Source organism: Rhizobium sp. 21-4511-3d (assembly GCF_053522545.1).
Genome location: NZ_JBNWCF010000002.1, coordinates 421,220 through 448,084, shown reverse-complemented (window position 1 = coordinate 448,084; position 26,865 = coordinate 421,220). Strand labels below are relative to the sequence as shown.

General features: G+C 62.4%; 25 protein-coding genes and 1 other RNA gene. 11 read left to right on the top strand and 15 right to left on the bottom strand.

Annotation, left to right across the window (positions count from 1 at the left end):
• Positions 1 to 2: 2 nt before the first annotated feature.
• Positions 3 to 722 (bottom strand): AzlC family ABC transporter permease, encoded by a 720-nt coding sequence (locus ACQZ5H_RS08075; RefSeq protein ID WP_112715430.1) that lies wholly within the window; start codon positions 720 to 722, stop codon positions 3 to 5.
• 125 nt (positions 723 to 847) lie between these two features.
• Between ACQZ5H_RS08075 and ACQZ5H_RS08070 the strand changes: the two genes are divergently transcribed.
• Positions 848 to 1,096: a DUF2164 domain-containing protein gene (locus ACQZ5H_RS08070; RefSeq protein WP_449097275.1), complete on the top strand. Its 249-nt coding sequence runs from the start codon at positions 848 to 850 to the stop codon at positions 1,094 to 1,096.
• A gap of 3 nt (positions 1,097 to 1,099) precedes the next feature.
• On the opposite strand, the gene pncA is transcribed toward ACQZ5H_RS08070, so the two are convergent.
• Positions 1,100 to 1,726 (bottom strand): bifunctional nicotinamidase/pyrazinamidase, encoded by a 627-nt coding sequence (gene pncA, locus ACQZ5H_RS08065; protein ID WP_199629167.1) that lies wholly within the window; start codon positions 1,724 to 1,726, stop codon positions 1,100 to 1,102.
• Between the two features lie 287 nt (positions 1,727 to 2,013).
• On the bottom strand, positions 2,014 to 2,565 hold the full coding sequence (locus ACQZ5H_RS08060) for a hypothetical protein (protein ID WP_112715743.1): 552 nt from the start codon (positions 2,563 to 2,565) through the stop codon (positions 2,014 to 2,016).
• Positions 2,566 to 2,936: 371 nt separating this feature from the next.
• On the opposite strand from ACQZ5H_RS08060, the gene ACQZ5H_RS08055 reads away from it, so the two are divergent.
• Together ACQZ5H_RS08055 and ACQZ5H_RS08050 are read left to right on the top strand one after the other, a co-directional pair.
• Positions 2,937 to 3,335, top strand: coding sequence for a DUF488 domain-containing protein (locus ACQZ5H_RS08055; protein WP_449097274.1), 399 nt, complete (start codon positions 2,937 to 2,939; stop codon positions 3,333 to 3,335).
• A gap of 354 nt (positions 3,336 to 3,689) precedes the next feature.
• Positions 3,690 to 4,037: a hypothetical protein gene (locus ACQZ5H_RS08050; protein ID WP_130278011.1), complete on the top strand. Its 348-nt coding sequence runs from the start codon at positions 3,690 to 3,692 to the stop codon at positions 4,035 to 4,037.
• Between the two features lie 2 nt (positions 4,038 to 4,039).
• Here ACQZ5H_RS08050 and ACQZ5H_RS08045 read toward each other — a convergent pair whose 3' ends face one another.
• The 4 genes from ACQZ5H_RS08045 to ACQZ5H_RS08030 form a co-directional block, all read right to left on the bottom strand.
• Positions 4,040 to 4,336, bottom strand: a complete 297-nt coding sequence (locus ACQZ5H_RS08045) for a type II toxin-antitoxin system RelE/ParE family toxin (RefSeq protein ID WP_449097273.1) — start codon at positions 4,334 to 4,336, stop codon at positions 4,040 to 4,042.
• Positions 4,329 to 4,589 (bottom strand): type II toxin-antitoxin system ParD family antitoxin, encoded by a 261-nt coding sequence (locus ACQZ5H_RS08040; protein WP_449097324.1) that lies wholly within the window; start codon positions 4,587 to 4,589, stop codon positions 4,329 to 4,331. Before ACQZ5H_RS08040 ends, ACQZ5H_RS08045 begins: the two co-directional genes overlap by 8 nt.
• A 69-nt stretch (positions 4,590 to 4,658) precedes the next feature.
• Positions 4,659 to 7,115 (bottom strand): ATP-dependent helicase, encoded by a 2,457-nt coding sequence (locus tag ACQZ5H_RS08035; protein ID WP_449097272.1) that lies wholly within the window; start codon positions 7,113 to 7,115, stop codon positions 4,659 to 4,661.
• A gap of 67 nt (positions 7,116 to 7,182) precedes the next feature.
• Positions 7,183 to 7,860 (bottom strand): YoaK family protein, encoded by a 678-nt coding sequence (locus ACQZ5H_RS08030; protein ID WP_449097271.1) that lies wholly within the window; start codon positions 7,858 to 7,860, stop codon positions 7,183 to 7,185.
• A gap of 293 nt (positions 7,861 to 8,153) precedes the next feature.
• On the opposite strand from ACQZ5H_RS08030, the gene ACQZ5H_RS08025 reads away from it, so the two are divergent.
• The 4 genes from ACQZ5H_RS08025 (at position 8,154) to ACQZ5H_RS08010 (ending at position 14,621) form a co-directional block, all read left to right on the top strand.
• On the top strand, positions 8,154 to 9,335 hold the full coding sequence (locus tag ACQZ5H_RS08025; protein ID WP_449097270.1) for an efflux RND transporter periplasmic adaptor subunit: 1,182 nt from the start codon (positions 8,154 to 8,156) through the stop codon (positions 9,333 to 9,335).
• Entirely contained in the window at positions 9,332 to 12,484 is a 3,153-nt protein-coding gene (locus ACQZ5H_RS08020; RefSeq protein ID WP_449097269.1) for an efflux RND transporter permease subunit, read from the top strand. The genes ACQZ5H_RS08025 and ACQZ5H_RS08020 overlap by 4 nt, the downstream gene beginning before the upstream one ends.
• Before the next feature lie 266 nt (positions 12,485 to 12,750).
• On the top strand, positions 12,751 to 13,749 hold the full coding sequence (locus ACQZ5H_RS08015; RefSeq protein ID WP_130278017.1) for a flagellin N-terminal helical domain-containing protein: 999 nt from the start codon (positions 12,751 to 12,753) through the stop codon (positions 13,747 to 13,749).
• Between the two features lie 206 nt (positions 13,750 to 13,955).
• On the top strand, positions 13,956 to 14,621 hold the full coding sequence (locus tag ACQZ5H_RS08010) for an OmpA family protein (protein WP_112715407.1): 666 nt from the start codon (positions 13,956 to 13,958) through the stop codon (positions 14,619 to 14,621).
• Between the two features lie 54 nt (positions 14,622 to 14,675).
• On the opposite strand, the gene ACQZ5H_RS08005 is transcribed toward ACQZ5H_RS08010, so the two are convergent.
• Positions 14,676 to 15,083 (bottom strand): DUF2000 family protein, encoded by a 408-nt coding sequence (locus tag ACQZ5H_RS08005; RefSeq protein ID WP_449097268.1) that lies wholly within the window; start codon positions 15,081 to 15,083, stop codon positions 14,676 to 14,678.
• Between the two features lie 30 nt (positions 15,084 to 15,113).
• Here ACQZ5H_RS08005 and ACQZ5H_RS08000 point away from each other — a divergent pair, with 30 nt between their 5' ends.
• Positions 15,114 to 16,001 carry an AraC family transcriptional regulator gene (locus ACQZ5H_RS08000; protein WP_413709759.1) on the top strand — a complete coding sequence of 296 codons (888 nt, stop codon included), beginning with the start codon at positions 15,114 to 15,116 and terminating at the stop codon, positions 15,999 to 16,001.
• Here ACQZ5H_RS08000 and ACQZ5H_RS07995 read toward each other — a convergent pair.
• The 3 genes from ACQZ5H_RS07995 to ACQZ5H_RS07985 all read right to left on the bottom strand — a co-directional run bounded on the left by ACQZ5H_RS07995 (position 15,961) and on the right by ACQZ5H_RS07985 (position 18,483).
• A complete protein-coding gene (locus ACQZ5H_RS07995; RefSeq protein ID WP_203428560.1) occupies positions 15,961 to 17,058 on the bottom strand; it encodes an AbrB family transcriptional regulator in 1,098 nt (365 codons plus the stop codon). The genes ACQZ5H_RS08000 and ACQZ5H_RS07995 overlap by 41 nt on opposite strands.
• Before the next feature lie 188 nt (positions 17,059 to 17,246).
• Positions 17,247 to 17,495 carry a DUF6719 family protein gene (locus tag ACQZ5H_RS07990; RefSeq protein WP_449097267.1) on the bottom strand — a complete coding sequence of 83 codons (249 nt, stop codon included), beginning with the start codon at positions 17,493 to 17,495 and terminating at the stop codon, positions 17,247 to 17,249.
• 85 nt (positions 17,496 to 17,580) lie between these two features.
• Entirely contained in the window at positions 17,581 to 18,483 is a 903-nt protein-coding gene (locus tag ACQZ5H_RS07985; RefSeq protein WP_413709756.1) for a LysR family transcriptional regulator, read from the bottom strand.
• Between the two features lie 91 nt (positions 18,484 to 18,574).
• On the opposite strand from ACQZ5H_RS07985, the gene ACQZ5H_RS07980 reads away from it, so the two are divergent.
• From ACQZ5H_RS07980 to ACQZ5H_RS07970, 3 genes are all read left to right on the top strand, one after another.
• Positions 18,575 to 19,609: an aldo/keto reductase gene (locus ACQZ5H_RS07980; RefSeq protein WP_449097266.1), complete on the top strand. Its 1,035-nt coding sequence runs from the start codon at positions 18,575 to 18,577 to the stop codon at positions 19,607 to 19,609.
• Positions 19,610 to 19,748: 139 nt separating this feature from the next.
• On the top strand, positions 19,749 to 21,161 hold the full coding sequence (locus tag ACQZ5H_RS07975) for an FAD-binding oxidoreductase (protein WP_449097265.1): 1,413 nt from the start codon (positions 19,749 to 19,751) through the stop codon (positions 21,159 to 21,161).
• 89 nt (positions 21,162 to 21,250) lie between these two features.
• Positions 21,251 to 24,979, top strand: a complete 3,729-nt coding sequence (locus tag ACQZ5H_RS07970; RefSeq protein ID WP_449097264.1) for an AsmA family protein — start codon at positions 21,251 to 21,253, stop codon at positions 24,977 to 24,979.
• 230 nt (positions 24,980 to 25,209) lie between these two features.
• Here ACQZ5H_RS07970 and ACQZ5H_RS07965 read toward each other — a convergent pair whose 3' ends face one another.
• From ACQZ5H_RS07965 to ssrA, 4 genes are all read right to left on the bottom strand, one after another.
• Positions 25,210 to 25,422 carry a ribbon-helix-helix domain-containing protein gene (locus tag ACQZ5H_RS07965; RefSeq protein WP_130278024.1) on the bottom strand — a complete coding sequence of 71 codons (213 nt, stop codon included), beginning with the start codon at positions 25,420 to 25,422 and terminating at the stop codon, positions 25,210 to 25,212.
• A gap of 55 nt (positions 25,423 to 25,477) precedes the next feature.
• On the bottom strand, positions 25,478 to 25,669 hold the full coding sequence (locus ACQZ5H_RS07960; protein WP_112715389.1) for a DUF4169 family protein: 192 nt from the start codon (positions 25,667 to 25,669) through the stop codon (positions 25,478 to 25,480).
• Between the two features lie 85 nt (positions 25,670 to 25,754).
• Complete coding sequence (locus ACQZ5H_RS07955) at positions 25,755 to 26,270, bottom strand: SspB family protein (RefSeq protein WP_112715387.1); 516 nt, start codon at positions 26,268 to 26,270, stop codon at positions 25,755 to 25,757.
• 128 nt (positions 26,271 to 26,398) lie between these two features.
• Positions 26,399 to 26,763, bottom strand: a transfer-messenger RNA (tmRNA) gene (gene ssrA / locus ACQZ5H_RS07950).
• Between the last annotated feature and the right edge of the window lie 102 nt (positions 26,764 to 26,865).

The following is a 26,865-nucleotide window of genomic DNA, read 5'->3' as shown; positions in this document are numbered from 1 at the left end:
GATCAGACCTCGTGCGGCTCGTTGGCCGGTTCCGGCGCGTGGACGGCTGGCAGCGGCAGAAGGGCCGCCAGGATGATGCCGGCAGCGGCGCCGAGGCTGACATGCCAGGGCGAGCCGACGAGGTGATAGGCGATCACCGAGGCAACCGCGCTGACGAGCGCTACCGGCAGGAAGTTGTCGCGGCTGCGGAAGCCGAGCACGATGCCGAGGAAATAGGCGGGCAGCAGGATATCGAGGCCGAGCGTCTTGGGATCGCCGATGAAGCTGCCGAGAACGCCGCCGAGCAGGCTGATCAGCACCCAGGGAATGTAGATGATGATGCCGAAGCCGAGGTACCAGATGAAGGTGACCGGCTTGCCAGCCTCACCGCGCTTGACGGTTTCGGCAAATTGCGGATCGACCAGCAGGAAGAAGGTGAAGAACTTCTGCAGCGCCGTGAAATGGCGGATATGCTTGGCGATCGCTGCCGAATAGAGCACGTGGCGGAAGTTGACGGCGAGGATCGAGGCGACGATCACCCAGGCCGGGACATTGCCGCCGAAGAGCTCGATGCCGACCATCTGGCTGGCGCCGGCATAAACGGTGGCGCTCATGAAGGTAAGCTCGGCCAGCGACATGCCGTGATCGGCGGCAAGCGCTCCGAACAGCGCGCCGAAGGGGGCGGAGGCAAGGGCCACGGCAAAGCCGCCCCGCAAGCCGTCAACGAAATCCGACCGACTCATCGGTATCTTCCTTTTCTCGAATGGGCCTCCTCTATGGCGCAAAGGCTTCCGCCGCAATCGAATTTCCTTGATTGACCGATCGATTTCGCTGAACGGTGGTGGCGTTCACGAGGAGAGGAAGAGCGATGAAAGCGGTGGAATTCTCGAAGGATGAGAAGGCGCAGCTGAGCGCGCGCATCCAGCATTTCTTCGACAGCGAGCTCGATCAGTCCATCGGCATCATCAAGGCCGAGCTGGTCATGGAGTTCTTCGCCAAGGAAATTGGTGCCGCCTATTACAAGAAGGGGCTGCAGGATGCGCATGCGGCCTTTGCCAAGCGCGCGGAGGATGTTGCCGACGACATCTACGGATTGGAACGGGCGGCGACGGACTGAGGCTCAGGCCTCGAGCACCTGTTCGCTGCCGATGATCTCGATGCCGCGGGCGCGCATTTCCGCGATCGCAGCGTCCACACCCTCGGCGGTGATGCCGCGGCTGGCATCTTCGATGAAGCGGACCTTGACGCCCGGGATCATGTCGAGCGCGTCGATCGCCGAGAACTTTACGCAATAATCGGTGGCGAGGCCGCAGACGTCGAGCTCGGTGACGCCCTGGTCTTCGAGGAAATCCGACAGGCCGGTCGAGGCATCGCGGTCGTTGTCGCGGAAGGCCGAGTAGCTGTCGACATGCGGGTTTTCACCCTTCTGCTGGATAAGGTCGATCTCGTCGGCCTTCAGTTCCGGATGCAGCTCGGAATCGACTGTGTGCTGGACGCAATGATCCGGCCACAGCATCTGCGGCTTGCCGGAGAGCTCACCCATTTCGAAAGGTTGTTTTCCAGAATGGGAGGAGGCGAAGCTGCCGTGGCCGGGCGGGTGCCAATCCTGCGAGGCGACGATCAGTTGATATTTTCCACTGTCGATCAGGCGATTCGCCACCGGGACGACCTTGTCGCCATCGGGAACGGGAAGATTGCCACCGGGACAAAAGCCGTTCTGGATATCGACGAGCAGAAGCGCTCTCATCAAAAAGGACTCCCTCGAAGCGTGTCTTGCGCAATCGGGATCGCGATCATCTCAAGCGATTAGTGGGGGTCTCAGGCTTTGCATGCAAGCCCTATTTTTCGGGTATTTCGATTGGCGGTGCGGTACTTTAAGCACGTTCGCCTCATCTGCCTGACATCGCGCGCGTCGCGTGTGCATTTTGCCGTTCTCTGCGTCTTAAGACTGCGGCAGTCCGGTGACGCGGCTGCCACTCATCAATCAACGTCCATCTTCCCCGGCAAGGCTCCCCCGGCGGAGCCCGGCTCGGGTCAGATGGCCTGGATCTCGCCCTGCGTGTCTGCCGTATCGGCAGCAGGGGAGGAACCGTAGGTATTCTGGTAGGCCTGCTGCGACTTCTGGATATCGCTGAGGATATTGGTCAGGAACTGATCGTCGTCATCGCCCGACGCATTGCCTGCGAGGGCCTGCGTATCGCCGGAGAGGATTTCGCTGGTCGTCAGCTGACCGTCGCCATTGGCATCGAGCGAAGCAAGAACGCCCTGCGGGCCGCTTGCGGCGTCGGTGCCGTCACTGCTGTCATCGCTGCTGGTGCCGCTATCGGACTGCTGCTGCATCTGCAGCATCATGTTGAGGATATCGGCGGTGATGCGCTGCACGACGTCGGTGGTGGAACCGCTGTCGTCGTCGGTGCTGGTGGAGGACGCCTTCGCCGTACTCGTGGCGGTCGTCGATGCACCGGTGGAAATGTTTGCCGCAGCAAGCTCGTCGGCGGAGATAATGCCGTCGCCGTTCTTGTCGAGGCTCGAAATCGGGGACTGATACTGGGTGAGGGCGCTGCCCAAGGATGATACACTGGTCACTAGAACCTCCTTTGCGAGTTCATCGTGAAGCCCGGTCTTCATGGCCGGACAGGAGCCGGGCTAAGCCGATTTGCGAGTCGGGTCAAAGCGGCGTTTTGACAGGGGAGAAGTACGATTGACGGATGATGCCGACGCAGTCTAAACTTTGGCGTACCGAAATTATGTCTTTGAAATAGAATGGTATTTTAGAGCGATTTTCGACGAATCTCTTTCGGTTTCCTGTTGGTTTTTGGCATTTTGTGCCGGTCTCGCCGTCCCAGGCGGCCGTTGCCTGCCTCTTGGCACGCCGTCGCCGGCTGCGGCATATTGTCGAGCGCAGCGCGCGCCTTGCGCGGTTACGGGGAATCAATCGCGCTGCCGGGAGGAGACGAATGGCGATCAGCATCGTGCGCCTGGGATCGCCGCGCGGAAAAGACGAGGGCGTGCGGATCGGCACTGTCAGGCGGCCGCCGCGTGGCGTGCCGAAGGAAGAATTCGCCAGCCGCGATTACTACGATGTCTGGCTGCCGATGCTTTCGCCAAGCGCCGAACTCGTTGCCGAGGCGCGTTCGGCCGAAACAGAGAAGGAGTGGCAGGCGTTCAGCCGCGCCTTTCTCAAGGAGATGGCGGTGCCGGATGTGGCGCGGGTGCTGGATATGTTGGCGCTGCTGTCGCAGGGCACGAATTTCGCTGTCGGCTGCTATTGCGAGGACGAGAGCCGCTGCCATCGCAGCCTGCTGCGTCAGCTCTTCGAGGAGCGCGGCGCCCGGATCGTCTGCGTCTCAGCCTGAACAGTGCGCAGCAAAAAGGCGCGAACCCCGGCCCGCGCCTTCTGTTCCCTTGCGTCGAGGGCTCAAGATCCGATGATCTTGTTGCAGGCCATGGCGATGCCCGGATTGCCGATGATGGCAACCAGGAGCGAAAGGCCGATCGTCGACAGCGAGTAGCGTTTCATCTGCTTCCTCCTTATCCAGCCCGCGGGCAGTATGCGGGAGGAGGGGCGGCAGACGAAGTCACGAATGGGTGACATCGGCTCGCATAAGGTCCATCGCGTCGTGAAGCCTTGCCCTGCACCCTGCGTAACCCCTTGCCGAGACGCGCCATTTCTGCCTTTCTTGGGGTGACCGTCATCGGGAGGGAAAGCGGTGGCAGAGCCCGGTCCAGAAGAGAAGATCGACTCGACATTCCGGAACGGCTCGCTGACGGCGGCCGGGATCATCCTCGGCTTTTCCCTGAATTTCATCAGCCGCTGGGTCTCCAACCCCAACGACTGGAGCCGCATCGACATCCTCCCCATGGCCTTCCTCACCGTCGGCATCGCCATCCAGGTCAAGGTCTTTGCCGATCTCTTGGCCCGCGACTCGCTGATCGCCGCCAACTACGACCGCTCGCGCCGGCTGTTCCTGATCGGGCTGGTGATCGTGGCGCTGGGGATGGGGATTGCGCTGCTCAACGATATTCTCGGGCTGGGGTCGATGCAGATGTTGGGGTGACGTTAGACTTCGTCCAGCCAATGCGCAGGATCGCGCTTTCCGTGGACGATGGCGATAATGAGGACGCCGTAGGCGGTGGGCTCGTAGATCGCGATATAGTGGCCCTCAATGAGGAGGCGGGCTGTCTCGCTGAGCTCGGGGCGGGAAGGCCCTATTTCGGGATGCGCCGCGGCGAGTTCGAATTTGTCGAAGAGACGGACAATGAGCTGATCGGCAGCGGCTTCGTTATGCGCGGCGATATGGTGCCATATCTCGCGGAGATCGTTCTGTGCTCTGGGCGTCAGCCTGTAGCTAGCCACGTGCGGAGCGTTCCGCCTTCAGGCTCCTCAAGAACGCTGCGGGGTCGACGTCTTCGCCTTCTCCGCTTTTTTTCCCGTCATGATAGGCTTGCTTGAGCCGGTCCAGTTCGAGGGCGCGGACGTCTTCGCGCTGTTCCCATAACCGCAGTGCGTCGCGGACAACCTCGCTGTTCGACGCATAGCTGCCGCTGTCGACGGCACTTTGCAGTCGCGCGGCCTGTTGAGGTGTCAGCGAGACGGTAAGGGTTCGCATGTTCGTGCTTTTCATGGACGTGACCATAGCACGGCACGCAATATCTAACAAACTTTGTTAGGTGGTGGCCTAAACCCGCTCCACAAACCCATCCAGCACCCGCTTCTGCCCGGCCCGGTCGAAATCGATCGTCAGCTTGTTGCCTTCGATACCGACGATGTTGCCGTTGCCGAACTTCATGTGGAAGACGCGGTCGCCGGTCTTGAATTTCGAGGGTTCGGCGGAGGTGGATTTGGCGACGAGTTCGCCTTCGATGGTGCGGCCGCGCGGGCCGCTTTCGCCGTAACCGATGCGTTCGACGGCGTGGCCGGAGCGGGTGCCCCAGTTGTCGCGCGTGGCGTCGGTCTTGTTCTGCTGGGCGCGCTTCCAGCCGGGCGTCGAATAAGAATTCTGGAAGGGGTCAGCCTTGTCGAAGCGGGACTGGCCGTAGCCTCCGCGGCCATAGCCGCCGTAGCTCTGCTCGGTCTCGGCGACTTCGACATGCGTTTCCGGCAGTTCGTCGAGGAAGCGCGACGGGATCGTCGATTGCCAGAGGCCGTGGATGCGGCGGTTGGAGACGAACCAGATGTGGCAGCGGCGCTTGGCGCGGGTGATGCCGACATAGGCGAGGCGTCGTTCTTCCTCGAGACCGGCGCGGCCGCTTTCGTCAAGCGAGCGCTGATGCGGGAAGAGGCCTTCTTCCCAGCCGGGCAGGAAGACGGTGTCGAATTCGAGGCCCTTGGCCGAATGCAGCGTCATGATCGAGACCGCGTCGAGGTCTTCGTTCTGCTCGGCATCCATGACCAGCGAGACATGCTCCAGGAAGCCGCGCAGCGACTCGAAGCTGTCCATCGAGCGGATCAGTTCCTTGAGGTTGTCGAGGCGACCCGGCGCTTCGGCCGTCTTGTCGTTCTTCCACATGTCGGTGTAGCCCGACTCTTCGAGGATCGTCTCGGCAAGTTCGGTATGCGGGGTATTTTCCAGCAGTCCCTGCCAGCGGCGGAAGGACTGGATGACGTCGAAAAGCGCCTTGCGCGCCTTCGGTTTCAGTTCGTCCGTCTCGATCATGTCGGCGGCGGCGGCCAGCATCGGGATGTCGCGGGCGCGGGCATAGTCGTGGAGCGCGCGCACCGTGGTATCGCCGAGGCCGCGCTTCGGGGTGTTGATGATGCGCTCGAAGGCGAGATCGTCGGCCGGCTGGGCGACGAGGCGGAAATAGGCCATGGCATCGCGGATTTCGAGGCGCTCGTAGAAGCGCGGGCCGCCGATGACGCGGTAGTTGAGGCCGAGTGTCACGAAGCGGTCTTCGAATTCGCGCATCTGGAACGAGGCGCGCACCAGGATCGCCATGTCGTTCAGCTTATGCTTGTCGCGCTGGAGCTGCTCGATCTCTTCGCCGATGGCGCGGGCTTCCTCCTCGGAATCCCAGGAGGCATGAACCTGCACCTTGACGTCGTCAGGGTCGGAGCGGTCGGTGAACAGCGTCTTGCCGAGGCGGCCTTCATTATGGGTAATCAGATGCGCGGCGGCACCGAGAATACGCGCCGTCGAGCGATAGTTGCGCTCCAGCTTGATGACCTTGGCGCCCGGAAAGTCCTTCTCGAAGCGCAGGATGTTGTCGACCTCGGCACCGCGCCAGCCATAGATCGACTGGTCGTCGTCGCCGACGCAGCAGACATTCTGCGGCTCGCCCTTCGGCCGTTGGGCGAGAAGCCGCAGCCACATATACTGGGCGGTGTTGGTGTCCTGATACTCGTCGACGAGGATATAGCGGAAGCGGCCGTGATATTCCTTCAGCAGATCCGGGTTCTTGCGGAAGATCGCGATCGGATGCATCAGCAGGTCGCCGAAATCGCAGGCGTTCAGCGTCGACAGCCGGTTCTGGTAGGCGAAATAGAGCTCGCGTCCCCGGCCATTGGCGAAAGCGCGGGCATCGCCTTCCGGGATGTCGGCAGGGCCGAGGCCCTTGTTTTTCCAGGTGTCGATCATCCCGGCAAACTGCTTGGCCGGCCAACGCTTGTCATCCAGACCCTCGGCCTGGATCAGCTGCTTGATCAGCCGCACGACGTCGTCGGTATCAAGAATGGTGAAATCCGAACGCAGGCCGACGAGCTCGGCATGGCGGCGCAGCAGCTTGACGCCGATCGAGTGGAAGGTGCCGAGCCAGGGCATGCCCTCGACCGCGCCGCCGACGAGAACGGCGATACGTTCCTTCATCTCGCGGGCCGCCTTGTTGGTGAAGGTGACGGCGAGGATCTGCGAGGGGAAGGCGCGGTTGGTATTGAGGATATGGGCGATACGCGTCGTCAGCACGCGGGTCTTGCCGGTGCCGGCGCCTGCGAGAACGAGGACGGGGCCTTCAAGCGTTTCGACGGCGTCGGTCTGTTCCGGGTTGAGGCCGGAGAGATAATCCGGGCGTCTTCCGCCATCGCGCGCTGCCATGGCGCGGGCCGCCAGGCCGCCCGCTGCCGGGGCGCCAGCAGCTGGTTTGCGCGGCGCCTGCGGCTCTTCGTCGAAGAAGGGGATGTCGTCGAAACTATTGCTCATGCCGCGTAATGTAGTGATTCGGTACCGAAAGACCAGAAAAGATGTTCTGGTTCCGTACCCTGGGCTTTTATGGGGTTTTCTCCGGGCGGAAGGCAAGCGCCACCGAGGCCAGCGCCAGCAGCGGCGGAAGCGCGAAACACCAGACGCCCGCGACGATATAAGAGAGTGCGGCCAGCCCGCAGCCGAGTGCGAAGGCGGCAACGGCGAGCGCCATCTTCGAGAGACGGGTTTTCACCGGCTTTTCGGGATCGCCCGTCGCGCCCTGGGCGACATCGGCAAGGTCGATCATGATCTGCGTCGTCGTACCGGTCATTAGTGTGGTCGGCGGAGCGGATGAGAGGTGGATGCGGTGGACGGCGTTCTGGATCGCCATGGCGGTGACCAGGAGCATGCCCGTCGCGACTAGCGGCAGGCCGTCGGGATCGGTGAAGGGGCCGAGGCGGATCGCCAGTACCGCACCTGCCGTCAGGAACAGCAGCTTGAGGATCAGCATGATGCGCAGGCTATGGTCACTGTTGCTCACGCTGCGGCTCATGATGTAGCGCAGCAGGAAAATCGTGAGGCAGAAGACCGGCAGCGCCAGAAGCTTGGCGATGATGCCCGAGGTGCCCGAAGCGAGGGCCGCGCCGAGCGTCACGAAATTGCCGGTGACATGGGCGGTGAAGAGACCGCCGAGCCCCAGGAAACCGGCGGTATCGACATAGCCGCCGGTGAAGCTCAGGAGGAAGGGAAGGGCGGGGCGCATCGGTCCTCCGGATACGGGGGATTGAGAGAAATCTGCGTCTTCTACTGCGCTTTTCTGGCATCGCTAAAGAAGCGGGCCGTAAAATTCTTCAAAAAGCTGCGCTTCTCAAGCAAAAGTGACTTGCATCGCCACTTTCCGGACCTCGTCCAGATTACAATTCTGTAATGACGGATGGATACGCTTGAAGCCGGTTTGTAAAGGGGTGATATTGCCGCAGTCAGGCGGGAATCTTTGCCCCAGTACGCCTCTTTCGACCGACCCTGGTCCAACCTCGAGTCCCTCTGGAGACGTGAATGGCTTTTTGGAAGCAGTTTGTTCTTTCTATAGTTGTTATTGTTGCCGGTTTTGCCGGATGGATATTTTTTGCGCCCGGTGCGGCGGATAGTTTGAAAAATGCCGGGGTTCCCGAGAGCCTCGTTTCCAGGATTGCGCCGTCTGCGAAGACGGCTGATGCGACAGCGCCTGCTGCAGAGGGCGGCAATCGCCGCAATGGCGGCGGACGCGGCGGCAATGGCGCGGTTCTCGTCGTCACGCAGGATGTCGTCCAGGGTGTCGTCAACGACCGGCTGAGCGCTATCGGCACCGGCGACGCCATCCGTTCGGTTGCGGTCACGCCGCAGGCGACCGGCACGATCCGCGAGATCCTCATCAAGTCGGGCGACAAGGTGAAGGCCGGTCAGGTGATCGCCAAGCTCGACAGCGAAGAGCAGGTGATTGCCAAGGGGCAGGCCGAGGTGGCGCTGAAGGCGGCGCTTGAGAAGTCCAACCTCTATCACAACATCAAATCCAGCGTGTCGCGCATGGATGTGTTCGATGCCGAGATTGCCGAGCAGGGCGCACGCCTGCAGCTGCAGGCCGCCGATCTCAATCTGACGCGCCGCGATATCACCGCACCGATCGACGGCATCGTCGGCATCGTCCCGGTCAATATTGGCGACAATGTCACGACCACGACGCCGATCGTCACGCTCGACGACCGCAGCGAGATTCTCGTCGATTTCTGGGTGCCGGAACGCTTTGCCAATACGGTTTCCGTAGGCCAGCCGGTCGAGGCGACGTCGGTTGCCCGCCCCGGCCAGGTGTTTTCGGGTGAGGTGGAAGCGGTCGACAACCGCATCGATTCCGCCAGCCGTACGCTGCGCATCCGCGCCCGTATCGATAACGCCTCGGATGAGCTGCGCGCCGGCATGTCCTTCAATGTCGGCATGAAATTCCCGGGTGACAAATATCCGGCGGTCAATCCGCTCGCAGTACAGTGGGATTCGCAGGGGTCGTTCGTCTGGCAGGCGCTCGACAACAAGTCGCACAAGGTGCGCGTCAGCATCGTGCAGCGCAATCCGGATTACGTTCTCGTCAAGGCCGATATCAAGGATGGCGACGCGATCATCACCCAGGGTCTGCAGCGTATCCGCGAAGGCGGGGCGGTGCGGACGGCCAATGAGGTTGCTTCCAATAATGGAGTGGCGACCCAATGAGCGTGACCGAGATCCACGACCGCGCTTCCGGCAAGCAGAGTTTCACCGCTCTCTTCGTGCGCCGGCCCATTCTGGCGCTGGTCTTCAACACATTGATGGTGGTTGCCGGCCTTGCTGCCTATGTCGGCATCGAGGTGCGCGAACTGCCTGACGTCGATCGCCCTGTCGTCACCGTGCGCACCACCTTCGACGGTGCGTCGCCGCAGACGATCGACCAGGAGCTGACGAAGGTGATCGAAGGCGCGGTTGCCCGCGTCAGCGGCCTGAAGTCCATCTCGTCGCAATCGCAGTTCGGCCAGAGCCGCGTGACGCTGGAATTTTCCGATTCCGTCGATCTTGCTGTTGCCGCAAACGATGTGCGCGATGCGATCGGCCGGATCACGCAGAACCTGCCTGACGATGCCGACGCGCCGCAGATCGTCAAGGCGGACTCGGATTCGCAGGCGATCATGCGTCTCGCCGTCACCTCCAGCAATCTGAACATGGACGACCTGACGCTGCTCGTCGAAAACGAGATCGTCGACCGGTTGGCATCCGTCGATGGCGTTGCCGATGTCGAGGAATATGGCGATCAGGAAAAGGTCTTCCGCGTCGATGTCGATCAGAGCGCGCTGGCAAGCCGCGGGCTGACGATCGGCGACCTGACGCAGGCGCTCAGCAATGCGGCGCTCGATGTGCCCGCCGGTTCGCTGAAGAGTACGACGCAGGATATCGTGGTGCGCGCCACCGCTAACTTGCAGAAGCCCGAGGATTTCCAGAACGTCATCCTGCAGGACCGTGTTCGCCTCGGCGACGTCGCGACCGTGACGCTCGGCCCGCGGGACGGCGAAACGGCGTTGCGTTCCAATGGCAATCCCGGCATCGGTCTCGGCATCATCCGCCAGGCGCAGTCGAACACGCTGAATATCTCGGCCGGTGTGCATGCCGCCGTCGAGCAGCTGTCCAAGACGCTGCCCGAGGGCACCAAGATCGCGATCACCAGCGACGATGCCGTGTTCATCCAGGGCGCGATCCATGAGGTCGAGCTGGCGCTGATCCTCGCCGCCGTGATCGTCACCGCCGTCATCTATCTCTTCCTACGCGACTGGCGGGCGACGCTGATCCCGGCGGTCAGCATGCCGGTGGCGCTGATCGGCACGCTGGCGGCGATCTACATGGTCGGCTTCTCGATCAATATCCTGACGCTGCTCGCCATCGTTCTGGCGACCGGTCTCGTCGTCGACGACGCGATCGTCGTGCTCGAAAATATCGTGCGGCGAAGGGCCGAGGGCATGGGGCCGCGTGCGGCCGCGGTGCTCGGCACCCGCGAAGTGTTCTTCGCCGTCATCGCAACGACGGCGACGCTCGCTGCCGTGTTCATACCGCTCTCTTTCCTGCCCGGTCAGGTCGGCGGTCTGTTCCGTGAATTCGGCTTCGTGCTGGCCTTCTCGGTGGGGCTATCCTCGCTCGTGGCTTTGACGCTTTGTCCGATGCTCGCATCGCGCATGCTGACAAAGCCGATGCGTGAGGATCACGGGGCGCTCGGTCGCTTCGGCAACCTGTTTGCCACCGCCTATAAGTGGGGGCTGCAGCGCTGCCTCAATGCGCCGCTCGTCGTCATCATCGTTTCGCTGCTGTTCGGGGGCGCTGCACTGCTCGCCTTCTCGACGGTCAAGAGCGAGCTGACGCCGAACGAAGACCGCGCCATGGTGATGATGCGCCTGACCTCGCCGCAGGGCTCCAGCCTTGAATATACGCGCGACAAGATGCAGCTCGTCGAGGAGTATCTGCAGCCGCTGGTCGATAGCGGCGACATCCAGAACGTCTTCTCGATTTCGGGACAGGGTGGCCAGGCCAATAGCGGCTTCATGGTGCTGACGCTGGCGCCCTGGGGCGAGCGTGAGCGGACCCAAGCGGAGATCGTCCAGGACATCAACCGGGCGGCGTCGCGTGTTCCGGCGCTGCGCGGCAACGCGATCTCCTCGAACAGCCTGCGCATCCGCGGGGCCGGCAACGGCCTGCAGATGGCGCTGATCGGCAACAATTACGAAGATCTGACGGCCGCGGCGCTGAAGCTGGTTCAGGCGCTTGACGCCACCGGCCAGTTCGATACGCCACGACTGACCAATGAGCCGACGCAGGCCCAGGTTTCGGTGTCGATCGACCGCGAACGGGCTTCCGATCTCGGCATTGATATCACCGGACTTTCGACGGCGATCCAGTCGCTGCTCGAGGGGCGCTCTGTCGTCGATGTCTTCGTCGACGGTGAATCCTACCCTGTGCTGCTGACCTCGACGACCCGGCCGATCGACGATCCGACCGATCTCGAAAACGTCTTCCTGAAAACGGGTGACGGCAAGATCGTGCCGATGTCGGTCATCGCTTCGCTGAAGGAAGGATCGGTTGCGCCGCAGCTGAACCGTGAATCGCAGCTGGCGTCGGTGGCAATCACCGCCGGTCTCAAGGACGGCATGTCGCTCGGCGATGCGGTGCATCAGGTGACGCAGCTTGCCGAACCGCTGCTGCCCTCGGGCGCCCGGCTGCTGCCGCTCGCCGAAGCTGCGACGCTGGAAGAGAATTCCAGCGGCATGGCGCTGACCTTCGGCTTCGCGATCGTCATCATCTTCCTGGTTCTGGCGGCACAGTTCGAAAGCGTGCTGTCGTCGCTGATCATCATGTCGACGGTGCCGCTCGGTCTTGCCTGCGCGGTGTTTGCGCTGATCATCACCGGGTCGAGCCTCAACATCTACAGCCAGATCGGTCTCGTGCTGCTTGTCGGCGTCATGGCGAAGAACGGCATTCTGATCGTCGAGTTCGCAAACCAGCTGCGCGACCACGGCGTCGAGGTGCGCGAAGCCATCGAGCGGGCCTGCGAGCTTCGCCTGCGCCCGGTGATGATGACGATGATCGCGACCATTCTTGGGGGCGTTCCGCTGGTCTTTGCCCATGGCGCCGGTGCCGAAGCCCGCGTGGCGCTCGGCTGGGTGATTGTCGGCGGTCTCGGGTTTGCGACTTTGGTAACGCTGTTCATCACGCCCGTCGCCTACCTGCTGATTGCCCGCTTCGCCAAGCCGCATGCCCATGAAGAGGCCCGGCTGCACGAGGAAATGTCGCATGCGACACGTCCGAAAGTCGTGCCGGATGCGGAGCAGCTGCAGGCTGCCGAATAAGCGTTTTCGCTATATTTTCAGGAGACGCCGCCGGATTTCCGGCGGCGTTTTTTATGGTCAACGAAGAATTGTAAAACAGCGTGAATCACTTCTGAAAGTTAGCCGTTTTTTAAGTATAAACGGCAATGATCGCGCCGTGACCGATCAATGCCTCCAGCGTTTTTGGAGGTGCTTTTCTTCCGCTGATCCCAGCGCCCGAACATGACGTTTCGCGGACCCGGTCATGTCAGTTAGTTGCGTATAGTTGTGTTCGGAGTTCGAGTTCTGTGAGTATCTTTCAACGCACATCGGTTGATGCGGCGCTGCATATTTTGCGCGACACCAACCGTAGTTTGACCACAACGCAAAATCATGTCTCCACCGGTCTTCGTGTCGCCAAGGCGCAGGATAACGGTGCCTATTGGGCGATCGCCACGACCGTTCGCACCGATAACAAGGCGAACGGCGCGATCCAGGATGCACTCGGCATCGCGGCGGCAACGATGGGCGTTGCCTATACGGCCGTTTCCAGCGCCATCGAGATCGTCTCCACCATCAAATCCAAGCTGGTGGCGGCAACCGAAGAGGGCGTCGACAAGACCAAGATCAATGACGAGATTACCCAGCTCAAGTCGCAGCTGCGTTCGGTGTCCGAAGCCGCGAGCTTCAACGGCGACAACTGGGTACAGCTGACCGACGAGGACGATCCGACGAAGCCGAAGGAGATCCCGGCGGCCTTCATTCGCGGCGACGACGGTTCGGTCAAGGTCTCGACGCTCACCTATCACATCGACGTTCCCTCGACCGGTGTCACGACCTCTGCCGACGCGCGCTACATGGTCGATGACCGTGCCGGCGGCACCGGCGAATATGGTGCGCTGACGACCGATCACTATGCGACCGAACTCGGCGCTGCGCAGAACTATGTGATGATCTTCAGCAAGGAAGGCGATACGACCGGCCAGGTCGAGATCGGTCTCGATGCCAATACGTCAGCCGACGATCTCAAGGACATGATCAGCGTCACCGATGCGGCCCTGAAGCAGATGACCACCGTCGGTTCGTCCTTCGGTGCACTGGAAAAGCGCATCGACCTGCAGAACGACTTCGCCAAATCGCTGACGGATTCCTATACATCCGGTATCGGCCGCCTGGTCGATGCGGACATGGAGGAGGAGAGCGGCCGGCTGGCGGCGCTGCAGACGCAGCGGCAGCTCGGCATCCAGTCACTGCAGATCGCCAATGCGAGCTACAACACCATCACACAGCTCTTCCAGAATATCTGATCGCTGTTCTCCAAAACGAATCGCCCGGGCTCTCCCGGGCGTCTTCGCGTTTGCGGATCGCCGCAAAGCTGGTGATATCCGGGCACAGTCTGACGCGCGCCGTGTGCATTTGCCGGATTTTACGGTATCGGATGTGCACGTTTCATCTTGTTGCCGCATTCCTTAATATTTGCTCGGGTCAGCTTCGAACGGAGAGCCTTCTGCCAATGATCAAGAAATTCATAGTCCTGGCGCTTGCCGCCACCTATCTGAGCGCCTGCACGACGACCGATCCCTATACAGGCGAGCAGAAGATGTCGAACACGGCAGGCGGCGCGATGCTTGGCGCCGTTGGCGGCGCGCTCGCAGGTGCTGCTCTCGGCGGACGCGGCCATGGCGCCCGTAACGCGGCCCTGATCGGCGCCGGTATCGGTGCGCTCGCCGGCGGCGCGATCGGCAATTACATGGACCAGCAGGAAGCCGAGCTTCGCCAGCAGCTCGAAGGCACCGGCATTTCCGTTACCCGCAACGGCGACAACATCATCCTCAACATGCCGTCGAACATTACCTTCGACGTCGACCAGGATGCGGTGAAGCCGGGCTTCTATCAGACGCTGAATTCCGTCGCGATCGTGCTGCGCAAGTTCAACCGCACGCTCATCGACGTCAACGGCCATACGGACTCGACCGGCAGCCTGCAGCATAACCAGGATCTGTCGCAGCGCCGCGCCCTGTCGGTTGCCGATTATCTCGGCGGCCAGGGTATCGACCAGCGCCGCGTGTCGGCCGTCGGCTTCGGCCCGTCGCAGCCGATTGCGTCCAACGCGACGGAAGCAGGGCGCTCGCAGAACCGCCGCGTCGAAATTCAGATCGCTCCGGTTACCCAGGGCTGATCCATACTCGCATGGGCATTCGAAGCGGCCGGGCCAATGCCCGGCCGTTTTCGTTCAGGCATGCATCCTGGCGCCCTTGGTGATCTTGTCGACGATCTTCTTGTCGGCGCGCATGGCGATGCCGACGACCTTGGCATCGTCAGGGGCAAATTGCGCGAAGACCTCGCGGTTGGCGGCATCGTGGCCGGTCGCAAACATTTCCTCGATGAAGATCGACGTAGCGATGCCGCGCTCCAGCGAGCGGCGGTGAACGGCGGCGATGGTCGCGTCGTCGGCCGACAGGACGATGATCGGCTGGACGGAGAGAGCGTTGTAGAGATTGCCCGCCTTGTCCTTGTAGGCCTCGCCGATGATATCGGGATTCTGCGCGGCGATGCCGCTCATCAGGAAGGCTGTGACATTCAGCGTCTGCCAGGAGGCAAGATTGTTTCGCAGGACGATCGCAATTTTGGTATCAAACATTCCAGGTTTCTTCGTGAGTGCGAGGTGGCATTGAGCCAGGATGTAAATTCAACCCTATTTCAGGGTCTTGAACGTTTGTGCGCGCCATCGGGCGCGGACGGAATCCTGACTGCGCCTGCCTTTCCGGGTATCGAGCGCATCGAGGCGCAATTCTCCGGCAATGCCTTCGAGCCGCACCGCCACGACACCTACGCGATCGGCGTGACGCTGAAGGGCGTCCAGACTTTCAGCTATCGCGGCGAGAAGCGTTTCAGCATGCCCGGCCAGGTGATCGTGCTGCATCCCGACGAAGAGCACGACGGCGGGGCGGGAACCGAGGACGGGTTGCAATACCGGATGCTCTATATCGAGCCGGCGCTGGTCGCCGAATGTCTGGATGCGGAGAAGATGGGGTTGCCCTTCGTCGGCGAGCCCGTCTTTGGCGATGCGGCGCTTGCCAATGTTCTGCTTGGGGCGCTCAGCGATCTCGATGGCGAGCTCGACGGTCTGTTCGTCGACGATTTCCTGACGGAGGTGGCGGGCGGTCTGGCAAGGCGGGCGAGTGCACCGGTGAAGCCGATCGGCAAGCTTGCCTGGCGGCAGGCGCGCAAGGCGCGTGACTATCTCGAGGCGCATGCGACGCGCGCCGTTCATTCCGAAGAGCTGGAAGTCGTGACCGGTCTCGACCGTTTCACGCTGTCACGGCATTTCCGCGCGGCCTTTGCCACCAGTCCGCACCGCTATCTGCTGATGCGGCGGCTGCAGCAGGCAAGGGCGCTGATCATCGAAGGCGAGAAGCTGCCGGAGATCGCCTTTGCGACCGGCTTTGCCGACCAGAGCCATTTCAACCGGCATTTCAAGAAAGCCTATGGCATGACGCCCGGGCAGTGGGCGGCGCTCAGACGCGGCTCATCGCCAGGCCGCTCTTCCTGGCGATGAAACGGGCCAGCATCGGGCCGGTCAGCAGGATGACCAGGAAGCGCCCGACCTGCATCGCCATGACGAAGGGCATGTCGACATCGCTCGATGCGGCGATGATGGCGACCGAATCGGCGCCGCCGGGGCTGGTTGCCAGATAGGCCGTCAGCGGATCGACGCCGGCAAGCTTGTGGAGCGCAAAGGCCATCAGGCCGCAGATCGACATTAGCGTCAGGATCGAAGCTGCGACGCGCGGCAGGGCGCGGGCGGCGTGCGCCATGATACCCGGCGTGAAGCGCAGGCCGATGCTCCAGCCGATCAGGGCATAACTGATGGCAAGCAGCCAGAGCGGCAGCTCGATCGTCAAAAGACCCAGTCCCTGCAGCGTCGAGCCGATGATCAGCGGCAGGATGATCGTGCCGCCCTGGATGCGCAAGCGCGCGGCGCCATAGGCGCAGAGGCCGGTCAGCGCGATCGTTGCGGCAAAGGCCGGCCAGTCGACCGGCGGGAAGAAGATCAGCGGCGGTGGTTCTGCGCCCTCGGCGCTGGTCCACAGGGTTGAGACGACAGAGGCGGCGACGGCGACGAAGACGACGCGCAGGTATTGCATGAAGGCGACGAGGCGGGCATCGGCGCCGTAGCTCTCGGACATGATGGTCATCGCCGCGGCGGCGCCGGGCGAGGAGCCCCAGACGGCAGTGGTGCCCGGCAGCACCTGCAGTTTGGTCAGCACGTAACCAAGCAGGCCGGCAGCGGCGATGATGGCAAAGATCAGCGACAGGAAGAGCAGGGCATCATCGGCCATGGTCTTGACGATATCGACGGTGATGGCGCGTGCCATCAGGAAGCCAACCAGCGCCTGCCCGAAGAGCAGCGGCCAGCGGGGCACGCGCAGCTGCGTCTTCGATGCCGTCAGCGCCACGACGATCGCGGCGACCATCGGCCCGATCAGCAGCGATGCCGGCAGGCCGAGCATTTCCAGGCCGAGAACCAGGATGACGGAGAGAGCAAGCAGGATTGCCCATCGCGGCAGGCTCGCCTTCGAAGGTAGGAAGCTGGCAAGGGCTTTGAACGGCATCAACGATATCTTCTTTGCCGATCGGCAGGCACCGCGAGAGCGGTCGAAGGATGATTATCGGCGTGACTTCTGGACCGGCGGGGATGCCGGAGGCGCAGTGCGGATATATTTGTCAGCCTGCCGCAGGGTCAACTGCGAAATGTGGCACTGCGCGCCGCCAGGGTCTGGCAGCGCTGCATCCGATCCGGTCACTTATGAACGCATTTCTTGCTGATATTGTTGTTTCGTTTCGCCTTGGTGAACTTCGCGATCATCCCGGCAGGGCAGGTCTTGTCGTCGTAAAGGACCGGCTCACCCGGCGTCATCGTGGCTGCCGTGGGCTTGGTCGTCACCGTCTTGATCTCGGCGCTTGCCGGCGATGTCAGCATCGCGAGAACCGCGCCTGTGGATGACAGGACGGTCATGCCCTTCAATTTCGCATAGGTCTTGGCCTGCATCTCTATGTCCCTCCGTTGCCGGGGAGGAAGACAACATGGCTTTGCGGCCTCTGCCAATTCGCCTTTTCGAGCTAACCGGCAGTTCTCATAGCTTGGCATGAGTAGCCAGGAAATCGAGGAGGGCGCGCACGCGGGCCGGAAGCGGGCCGCCCTGGCCGAGATAGACGGCGTAAAAGTCCTCGATATCGCCGGGATTGAAGTCTTCCATGACGACGGCAAGTCTCCCAGCCGTAATATCTTCCCGTAAGGTGAAGTCGGCGAGCCGGGCCAGCCCAGCGCCGGCAACCGCCAGATGGCGCATGGCTTCACCGTCGCTGACCTGCACCCCCGGTGTGACCGGCACGTTGACCGCTTCGGCGCCGTCCTGAAGCGGCCAGCCCTGGATGGCGCGGGAATAGGAAAAGCCGATGCGGCAGTGGTTTTCGAGATCGGCGATGGATTTCGGCACGCCATGCGTCGCGAGATAGCTGGGAGCGCCGACGATGAGCTTGCGGGCGCCGCCGAGCTTGCGGGCGATCAGACTGGAGCTTTTCAGCGGACCGGCGCGGATCGCCACATCGGCGCGCTCCTCCATGAGGTCGACGATCTTGTCGGTCAGGGTGATGTCGAGGGTGATGCCGGGATGTTCGGCCAGGAACTGCGGCACGAGCGGCGCCAGGATGTGGTTGCCGAAGGAGCCGCTGGTATTGATACGGATCGGCCCGGTCGCCTGTTCGCCGGACGATGCATAGCGCTCGGCCTCTGAAATATCGGCGAGGATCGAGACGCTGCGCTGGTAGAAAGCCGACCCTTCCGGTGTCAGCTGCAGCTTGCGGGTGGAGCGGTTGACGAGGCGGGTGCCGAGCCTTGCCTCAAGGCGGGTAATCAGCTTGCTCACCGCCGAAGGCGTCATCTTGCAGGCCGTTGCGGCCGCCGAAAAGCCGCCGAGCTCGACGGCGCGGACGAAGACTTCCATTTCGCCGGAGCGATTGATGTCCTGCCTGCTCATGATGAATTCAAATCACAAATGAGTTTCTTTGAGGCAATCTATATCAGCGTAATTTGAGTGTCTATCTTCTGGAGACAACAGGAGAAAGACTATGGACTATCGAAATCTCGGCCGGTCAGGCCTGCGTGTGCCCGTTCTGAGCTTCGGCGCCGGGACCTTCGGCGGCTCCGGCCCGCTGTTCGGTGCCTGGGGCAATACCGATGCCGCGGAAGCGCGCCGCCTCGTCGACATCTGCCTGGAGGCCGGCGTCAATCTGTTCGACACGGCGGACGTCTATTCGGCGGGTGCCTCCGAGGAGGTGCTGGGTCAGGCGATCCGCGGCAAGCGCGATCAGGTGCTGATCTCGACCAAGACGGCGCTGCCCGTCGGTGACGGTCCGGCCGATTGGGGCGCCTCGCGCTCGCGGCTGATCCGCTCGGTCGATGCGGCGCTGCGCCGCCTCGGCACCGACTATATCGACCTCCTCCAGCTGCATGCCTTCGATGCCTCGACGCCGGTCGAGGAAGTGCTATCGACGCTCGACGGACTGATTGCAGCGGGCAAGCTACGCTATACCGGCGTCTCGAACTTCGCCGGGTGGGAGCTGATGAAGTCGCTTGCCGCGGCCGATGCGAACGGACATCCGCGCTATGTCGCCCATCAGGTCTACTATTCGCTCGCAGGCCGCGACTACGAGTGGGAGCTGATGCCGCTCGGCGCCGACCAGGGTGTCGGTGCTCTGGTCTGGAGCCCGCTTGCCTGGGGCAGGCTGACCGGCAAAATCCGCCGTGGCCAGCCGTTGCCGGAGGGGAGCCGTCTGCACCAGACGGCGGAGTTCGGGCCGCCCGTCGACGACGAGAAGCTCTATGCGATCGTCGATGTGCTGATGGAGATCGCCGAAGAGACCGGCAAGACAGTGCCGCAGATCGCCATCAACTGGCTCACCAGCCGCCCGACCGTCTCGAGCGTCATCATCGGCGCCCGCAATGAAGCGCAGCTGCGCCAGAACCTCGGCGCAGTCGGCTGGTCGCTGACGCCGGAGCAGATCAAGCGGCTGGATGCGGTGAGCGCCGTGACTGCGCCCTATCCCTATTTCCCCTATCGCCGCCAGGAGGGTTTTGCCCGGCTGAACCCGCCTCTGGTCTGACGATCGTGCGGCGTGCGGCCTTATCCGAAAGGCTGCCCGCAGCTCACCCCAATTGCGCGCAATCTTGACTGGACATGTCATTCCACTTGTCCCATACCAGCCTGCCTGTCGATGGTAGAACGTATTGGAGATCAACGGGATGGCTCTCAAGGATGCGAAGGCTGGATTGCGCAACGAGGCAGGGATTTCTGCCGTTCTGGGCATCCTGAAGCAGAGTTTTGGCGAGCGTTTCCAGACCGGCGAATCCTTCCGCGCCCAGCACGCCCATACGACCACCTATATTCCGGCGCAGCTGCCCGACGGCGTGCTGTTTGCCGAGACGGCCGACGATGTCTCAGCCGCGGTGAAGGTTTGCGCCGAGCACAAGGTTCCCGTCATCGGCTTCGGCACGGGCTCGTCGCTCGAAGGCCAGGTCAATGCGCCCTCCGGCGGCATTTCCATCGATTTCAGCCGGATGAACCGCGTTCTCGAAGTCAATGCCGAGGATCTCGACTGCACTGTCGAGCCCGGCATCACCCGCGAAGAGCTCAACGTTTATCTCCGCGATACCGGCCTGTTCTTCCCGATCGATCCCGGCGCTAACGCCTCGATCGGCGGCATGGCCTCGACGCGCGCTTCCGGCACCAATGCGGTGCGCTACGGCACGATGAAGGACAATGTGCTGTCCGTCACCGCGGTGACCGCCAATGGCGAGGAGATCCGCACCGCGCGGCGCGCCCGCAAGTCCTCGGCCGGATATGACATGACGCGGCTCTTCGTCGGCTCGGAGGGCACGCTCGGCATTCTGACGTCGGTGACGTTGAGGCTGCAGGGGATCCCGCAGAAGATCGGCGGCGGCGTCTGCCCGTTTCCGACCATCAAGGCGGCCTGCGACGCCGTCATCATGACCATCCAGATGGGCATTCCGGTCGCCCGCATCGAGCTTCTCGACGCGTTGCAGATCAAGTGCTGCAATGCCTATTCGAACCTCAGCTACGAGGAGACGCCGACGCTCTTCCTCGAATTCCACGGCACGGACGAGACGGTGGCGCTGCAATCGCAACAGTTTGCAGAGATCGCCGCCGAGTGCGGGGGCGGGGAGTTCGTCTGGACCGTCAATGCCGAGGAGCGCGCGAAGCTCTGGAAAGCTCGCCACAACGCCTATTGGGCCTCACGGGCGCTGGCGCCCGAGCTTGCCGCACTTTCGACGGATGTCTGTGTTCCTATCTCCCGGCTGGCGGATTGCATCACGGAGACGCAGGCGGATATCGAGGCGCACGGCTTGCTGGCGATGATCGTCGGGCATGCGGGCGACGGGAACTTCCATGTCCTGGTGTTGTTCGACGACAAGACCGCGGAAGGTGTTGCCGGCGTCGAGAATTTCGTCTCGCGGCTCAATGCACGTGCGCTGGCAATGGATGGAACATGCACCGGGGAACACGGGATCGGACAAGGCAAGATGTCGTTTCTTCAAGAGGAGCTCGGCGGCACCGTCGATCTGATGCGCCAGGTCAAGCGCTCGCTCGATCCGGACAACATCTTCAACCCGGGCAAGATTTTTCACCTCGGCTGAAAACGGAATAATCTCATGATCTTCGGCCTTGCTACCGGCATGAATAACAGTAGTGTCGGCAACAGAATCCCGAATGGAGAATCCTTGATTTGGTAGGCCGGTTCCTCGTCTTTCTAGGGGGAGTGATCGTCGTAGTGCTCTTTGTGGCGCTACTCGCACCGCTATTCATCGACTGGACGGACTTCCGCAAGAATTTCGAGGATCAGGCAAGCCAGATCATCGGCAAGAAGGTCACTGTGCATGGCACCGTCGATGCGCGGCTGCTGCCGTTTCCGTCGGTGACCATGCATGACGTGCGCGTCGGCCAGGAGCCGGATGGCCAGCCGATCGTTCAGGTCGAGCAGTTCTCCATGGACGCCGAGCTTGCGCCGTTTCTCTCCGGCGAGGCGCTGATTTTCGACATGCGCGTCGTCAATCCGAAGGTGCGGCTGCGGCTCCTGAAGGATGGAACGCTGGACTGGATGCGCGGCAGCCAAGCGGAAATTCCGGCCAAGACCGTCGTGCTCGAAAATGTTCATGTCAGCGGCGGCGATGTGCAGTTCATCGACGACCAGTCCGGCCGCTCGCGCAACATCACAGGCCTGAATGCGGAGATGTCGGCAAAGTCGCTCGCCGGTCCCTGGCGCATCGATGGCGACGCCACGCTCGACGGCGAGCATGGCAGCTTCTCGATCGCCAGCGGCCAGCCGGACGAAAACGGCGTGTTGAAAGTCCGCACCCGTCTCGTTCCCGACCAGCATCCTGTCAGCGTCGATCTCGATGGCGAGCTGAAGCTCGTCGACCGCAAGCCGAACTATCAGGGCACGATGTCGGCAGCGATCGAGAACCGCGGGCAGAGCAAGAATGACAAGACGCTGCCGCCACCGCGCGTCAAGGGCCGTTTCGAGCTGACCAACGAGCGCATCCGCGTTCCCGAATACCGGCTGGAAGTCGGCTCGGCCGATGACCCCTATGTGATCACCGGGGAGGCGACTCTCGATACCGGCAGCGCGCCGGAATTCCTGCTGATCGCCAATGGCCAGCAGATCGACGTCAACCGCATCGGCAATCAGGGCGCGGGCGGCAAGACGGCGCGCGATCCCGGCCTTTCGGCCCGCCAGCGCCTCAACTCGCTGATCAATATCGTGGCGCAGGTGCCGATCCCGCAGGTGCCGGGCAAGGCAAGCGTGCGCCTGCCGGCCATCGTTGCCGGCGATACGACGATCCGCGACGTGCAGCTCGATCTGCAGCCGGCCGGTGACGGCTGGACGATCGACGATGCCGTCGGCACGCTGCCGGGGCGTACGCAGGTGGAAGGCAAGGGGCGGCTCGCGTTGCGCGGCCAGCCGTCATTCAACGGCCAGGTGACCGTCGCCTCCAATCAGCCGAGCGGACTTGCCTCCTGGCTTGCCGGTTCCGTCGATCCGGCGATCCGCCAGCTGCGTCAGGCAGGTTTTTCCGCCGATGTCAGCCTGACGCATCAGAAGCAGAGTTTCGACAATCTGGAGATCGCCGTCGGCCCCGCAACGCTGAAGGGCAGGGTGGAACGGCTGGCGCCCAAGGACCAGACGCCATCGCTGAATGTGGCTTTGAACGGCGACGCGCTGGATCTCGATGCCCTGAGGGCGCTGACCGGCCTCTTCACCGGCCAGGACGCCGGCGACAATGTGCTCGATCACAAGATCACGGCGCAGCTGAAGGCCGACAAGTTCACGGCCTTCGGCGTCGAGGCGTCGAATGTCGAGACGAGCTTCACCATCGCCGATGGCGCGCTTGCCGTCGAAAAGCTGGCGGTGAAGAATTTTGCGGGCGCCGAGCTGACCGCGACCGGCCGCGCCGAGGGCTCGCTGCTCGACTACAAGGGCTCCGGCGAGATCACCTTCAAGTCGGCCGATCCCGGCCCATTCTTCACCATGCTGAAGGAGCATCTGCCGCAGCATCCCGTCATGGACCGGCTGGTACGCAATTCGGCCTGGTACACCAATACGGCTCTGCGCGGCGCTCTCACGCTCGGCGGCGACCAGAATGACGGGCTGACGCTGACGCTCGCCGGTGTTTCCAACGGCAGCCGCGTCAATCTCGATTACCGCATGTCCGATCTTCTGGCGCTGACCGGCAAGGGGACGACCAGCCTCGAGGCGACGCTCGAGAATGCGACGACCTCTGTGCTGTTCGGCCAGGCCGGTCTCGATCCGCTGCCGGTGGAAGCCGATGCCAATGGCAGGCTGTCGCTGAAGGTGCAGGTCAACGGCACCGATCCCGCCGATGCCTCGCTGGCCTTTGCGACCGACCGCACGTCGTTTACCGCCAATGGCAAGGTCGATGTGCGTCCCGATACCTTCATGAACGGCCAAGTCGGCGTGTCCCTGGAGAGCGCCGATCTCGATCCCTACCTGATCATGAACGGCATCGCGCTGCCGCAGCTTGGAACCGGACTGCCGTTCGGCCTGCAGACGACGGCGACGATCGATAGCGGCAAGATCACATTCGCGGACCTGAAGGGCCATGCTGCCGACAACAAGTTCGCCGGTTCGCTGGCGGTCGACAGGGCAGCGAACAAGACCACGGCGAGCGGGGAGCTGGCGCTCGACCGCGCCGATGCGATCTGGCTCGGCGAGGCCGTCTATGGGCCGATGACCGATCCTGCAACCGGCAATCTGACGACACAGGGACTCGGACAGCCGGTCTTCAAGGATATGGACGTCAACCTGAAGCTCTCGGCCCAGCAGTTCTGGCCCGGCTGGTCTGGCGCCGTCAACGATTTCGCCAGCAACATCGCCTATAAGGGCGACGAGCTGCAGCTGAACGATATGCAGGGCACCTGGGATGGCGGCAAGCTTTCCGGCAACCTGCTCTTCACCAATGCCGACGGCACCGGCTTCTTCCAGACCAAGCTTGCGCTCGCCGATGCCGATCTCGGCGGCGTCGTCTGGTCGCGTGACGGGGCGCCGATTGCCAACGGCAAGTTCGGCCTGTCGCTGAGCTCCGAGGCATCCGGCAAGTCGATGACGGAGCTGGCGAGCTCGATGACCGGCTCCGGCGAGATGCGGCTTGGCGAGACCAGCGTGCGTGGCCTCAATCTGGCGATCCTGGCGCCGCTGCTTTCGGCCACCGATCCGATGCAGGACCAGCTGAATGCCGGCAAGGTGCATCCGATCGTCGAGACGCTGCTGAACAACGGCGAAGCGAAGCTGCCGCCGCTCGGCATCCCGTTCAACATCACCGACGGCATGCTGCGGGTTCAGAACGTCACCGTATCCAACGACCTCGCCAAGGTGACCGGCAACGCGCAGATCGACCTGCCGCAGGAGCGCATCAACGCCTCGCTGAATATCGGCTTCAATCCCGGCAACGACGCGCTTTCCGGCGCCGACCCGGCACTCAGGCTCGATTTCTCCGGTCTGCTGGCATCGCCTGGCCGCACCATGGACGTGACCGATATCACCGGCTACCTCTCGCTACGCGCCTTCGAGCGCGAACGCCGCCGCGTCGAGCGCCTGCAGGCCAACGTGCTCGAAAAACAGCGCCTGCGCCGCGAAGTGGCTCTCTACAAGTTCAACGACGCCGAACGCGCCAAGGCGGCGGCGATTGAGGCCGAGCGCAAGGCCGAGGAGGAGCGTCTGCGGGCGCTCGCCAAAGCGGCTGCGAAACAGAAGGCGGAAGCGGAAGTCAGGGCGAAGGCCGAGGCGGATGCGAAGGCTGCTGCCGACGCCAAGGCCGCGGCGGAGGCCGAAGCACAACGGCGTGCGGCTCAGCAGAACAGCAGCCAGGGCCAGGCACCGACAGGCGGCAACGGCCTGAATTTCAACACCATGCCCGGCGCCGGCATTCCGCAATAAGCCGGATATCCGTCTTTCCACAATCGACCAGCGATTTACGTCCTTCGGACAAGTTCGGGATGCGGCGAGCGCATTTATCTAGCGCGAATGCCGCAGCTTCTGATCGAAAGACGGCGTATCGCGGTTTTCAGAAACGCATAAGCTGAAATCGGGTGGTTACCCGAACCTAGCCATCAAGGGGTCATTGCCGGGCGCTCACGGGCGCGGCAATGACCTCGCCAAAGTTACCATCATCCGCTGTTCTTGAGCCAGGCGAGCACATGCAGGCGCAGCGCCGAGGAGAGGTTGCTGTCGGCGGCGCGGCTATCGTCGATCTCTGAAATCAGTGCGGCAAGCGGGATTGTGCGGGCGGTGGCGATCGCCTTCAGTTCGGCCCAGAATTCGTCTTCGAGGGTGAAGCTGGTGCGGTGGCCGTGAAGCGTTGCGGAATGCTTGCGGATCATCGGCGGGACTTGCTGGCTTGATTAAACGGACAGAGCAGTGCGATCGGCAACGGGCCTATTCGTCCTTGTCCTTCTCGATCCGGCCCTGGCTATGGGTCTTCTCCGCCTTGTCGTTCAGCGCCTTGGTCAACTGCTTCTCGGCTTTGGTGCGGCCGAAGCTGATGCGGTTCTGCTCGGCCTCTTTGTCCTTTTCCGAACGGGCCTGCTTCTTCCTGAACTGGCGGAGATTGACGATTTCGGCGCTCATGGCATGCCCCGATCTGAAATGAATTCGGCCGGCCAAAATGCACTTTGGCTGGAATGAAAAAGGGAAGCCTTGGCTTCCCTTCCGGTTACTGCTTCTTGCGGAAGGCGTCGAGCGAGACGACCGATCCGGGCTTCTTTTCCTCGCCGCCTTCGGCGGGCTTGGCCGCCGGCGTTTCCTCGCTCTTTTCGGGAGCGACCGGGTAGGCGGTGATTTCGGCTTCGGTCAGCTCCTCGCCATCGGCGAGCGGCACGTCGAATTCCAGCTCGAAATTCACCGAGGGATCATAGAAGCCGCGGATGGCATTGAAGGGGATGACGAGCTTTTCGGGAACGTCGGAGAAGGAAAGGCCGATCTCGAACAGCGATTCGGTGATCTTCAGATCCCAGAACTGGTGCTGGATGACGATGGTCATCTGCTCGGGATATTTGCTCTTCAGGTGCTGCGAAATGCGCACGCCGGGAGCGCCGGTCAGGAAGGTGATGAAAAAGTGGTGGTCGCCGGGAAGGCGGCCCGTCGCTCCGACTTCGGACAAGACCTTGCGGATGACGCCACGCAGCGCGTCCTGTGCCAGAATGTCGTAGCGGATGTGGTCCTGCCCCATGCTTTTCCTGTCTTTCGTTGGTTCGGAAGTCTTTTCGCTCGCTTATATGCCATGTCCGGCCGCGCTGCGGAAGCCTTGCCCCGAGTCATGCTTGACGGAAGCATACATGATTTCAATGGCAGGGAGAAGGTGAAGGCTTCTGTTGCCAGGTGCCTTCGGACCCCGCCTCAAGGGGCTAACCTAGAGGACTTGGAGCGGAATTCCCGCACCGCCATTAGGCAGCGAGAGCGTATTCCTTAGCGTTGTTGTCGTTTGCAACTACACTTGTGACCCGATAACGGCGGTATCATGCCGAGCGAAAAGTCGATCTTTACACCCTTGTCGATCCTATTTCGCCCCCATCAACAGCAGCCGTACATCCGGCTGTTCTTGGTGGAGGCGCCGGGTACCGCCCCCGGGTCCAATAGGCTTATTACACCGCCCATTTATCGCCATAGCCGGCCCGAAGACCGGCAAGGCTGATATAGTGTTTTCCTGACGGCATGGGAAGAGGCTCGTCACAAAAGCGTCGTTGATATCGGCGGATTTTGCTTGGAAAAGCGATGCCGCGTGGTTGGTTTCGGGGCAGGGACGGCTTAAATATAAGGCGAAAACG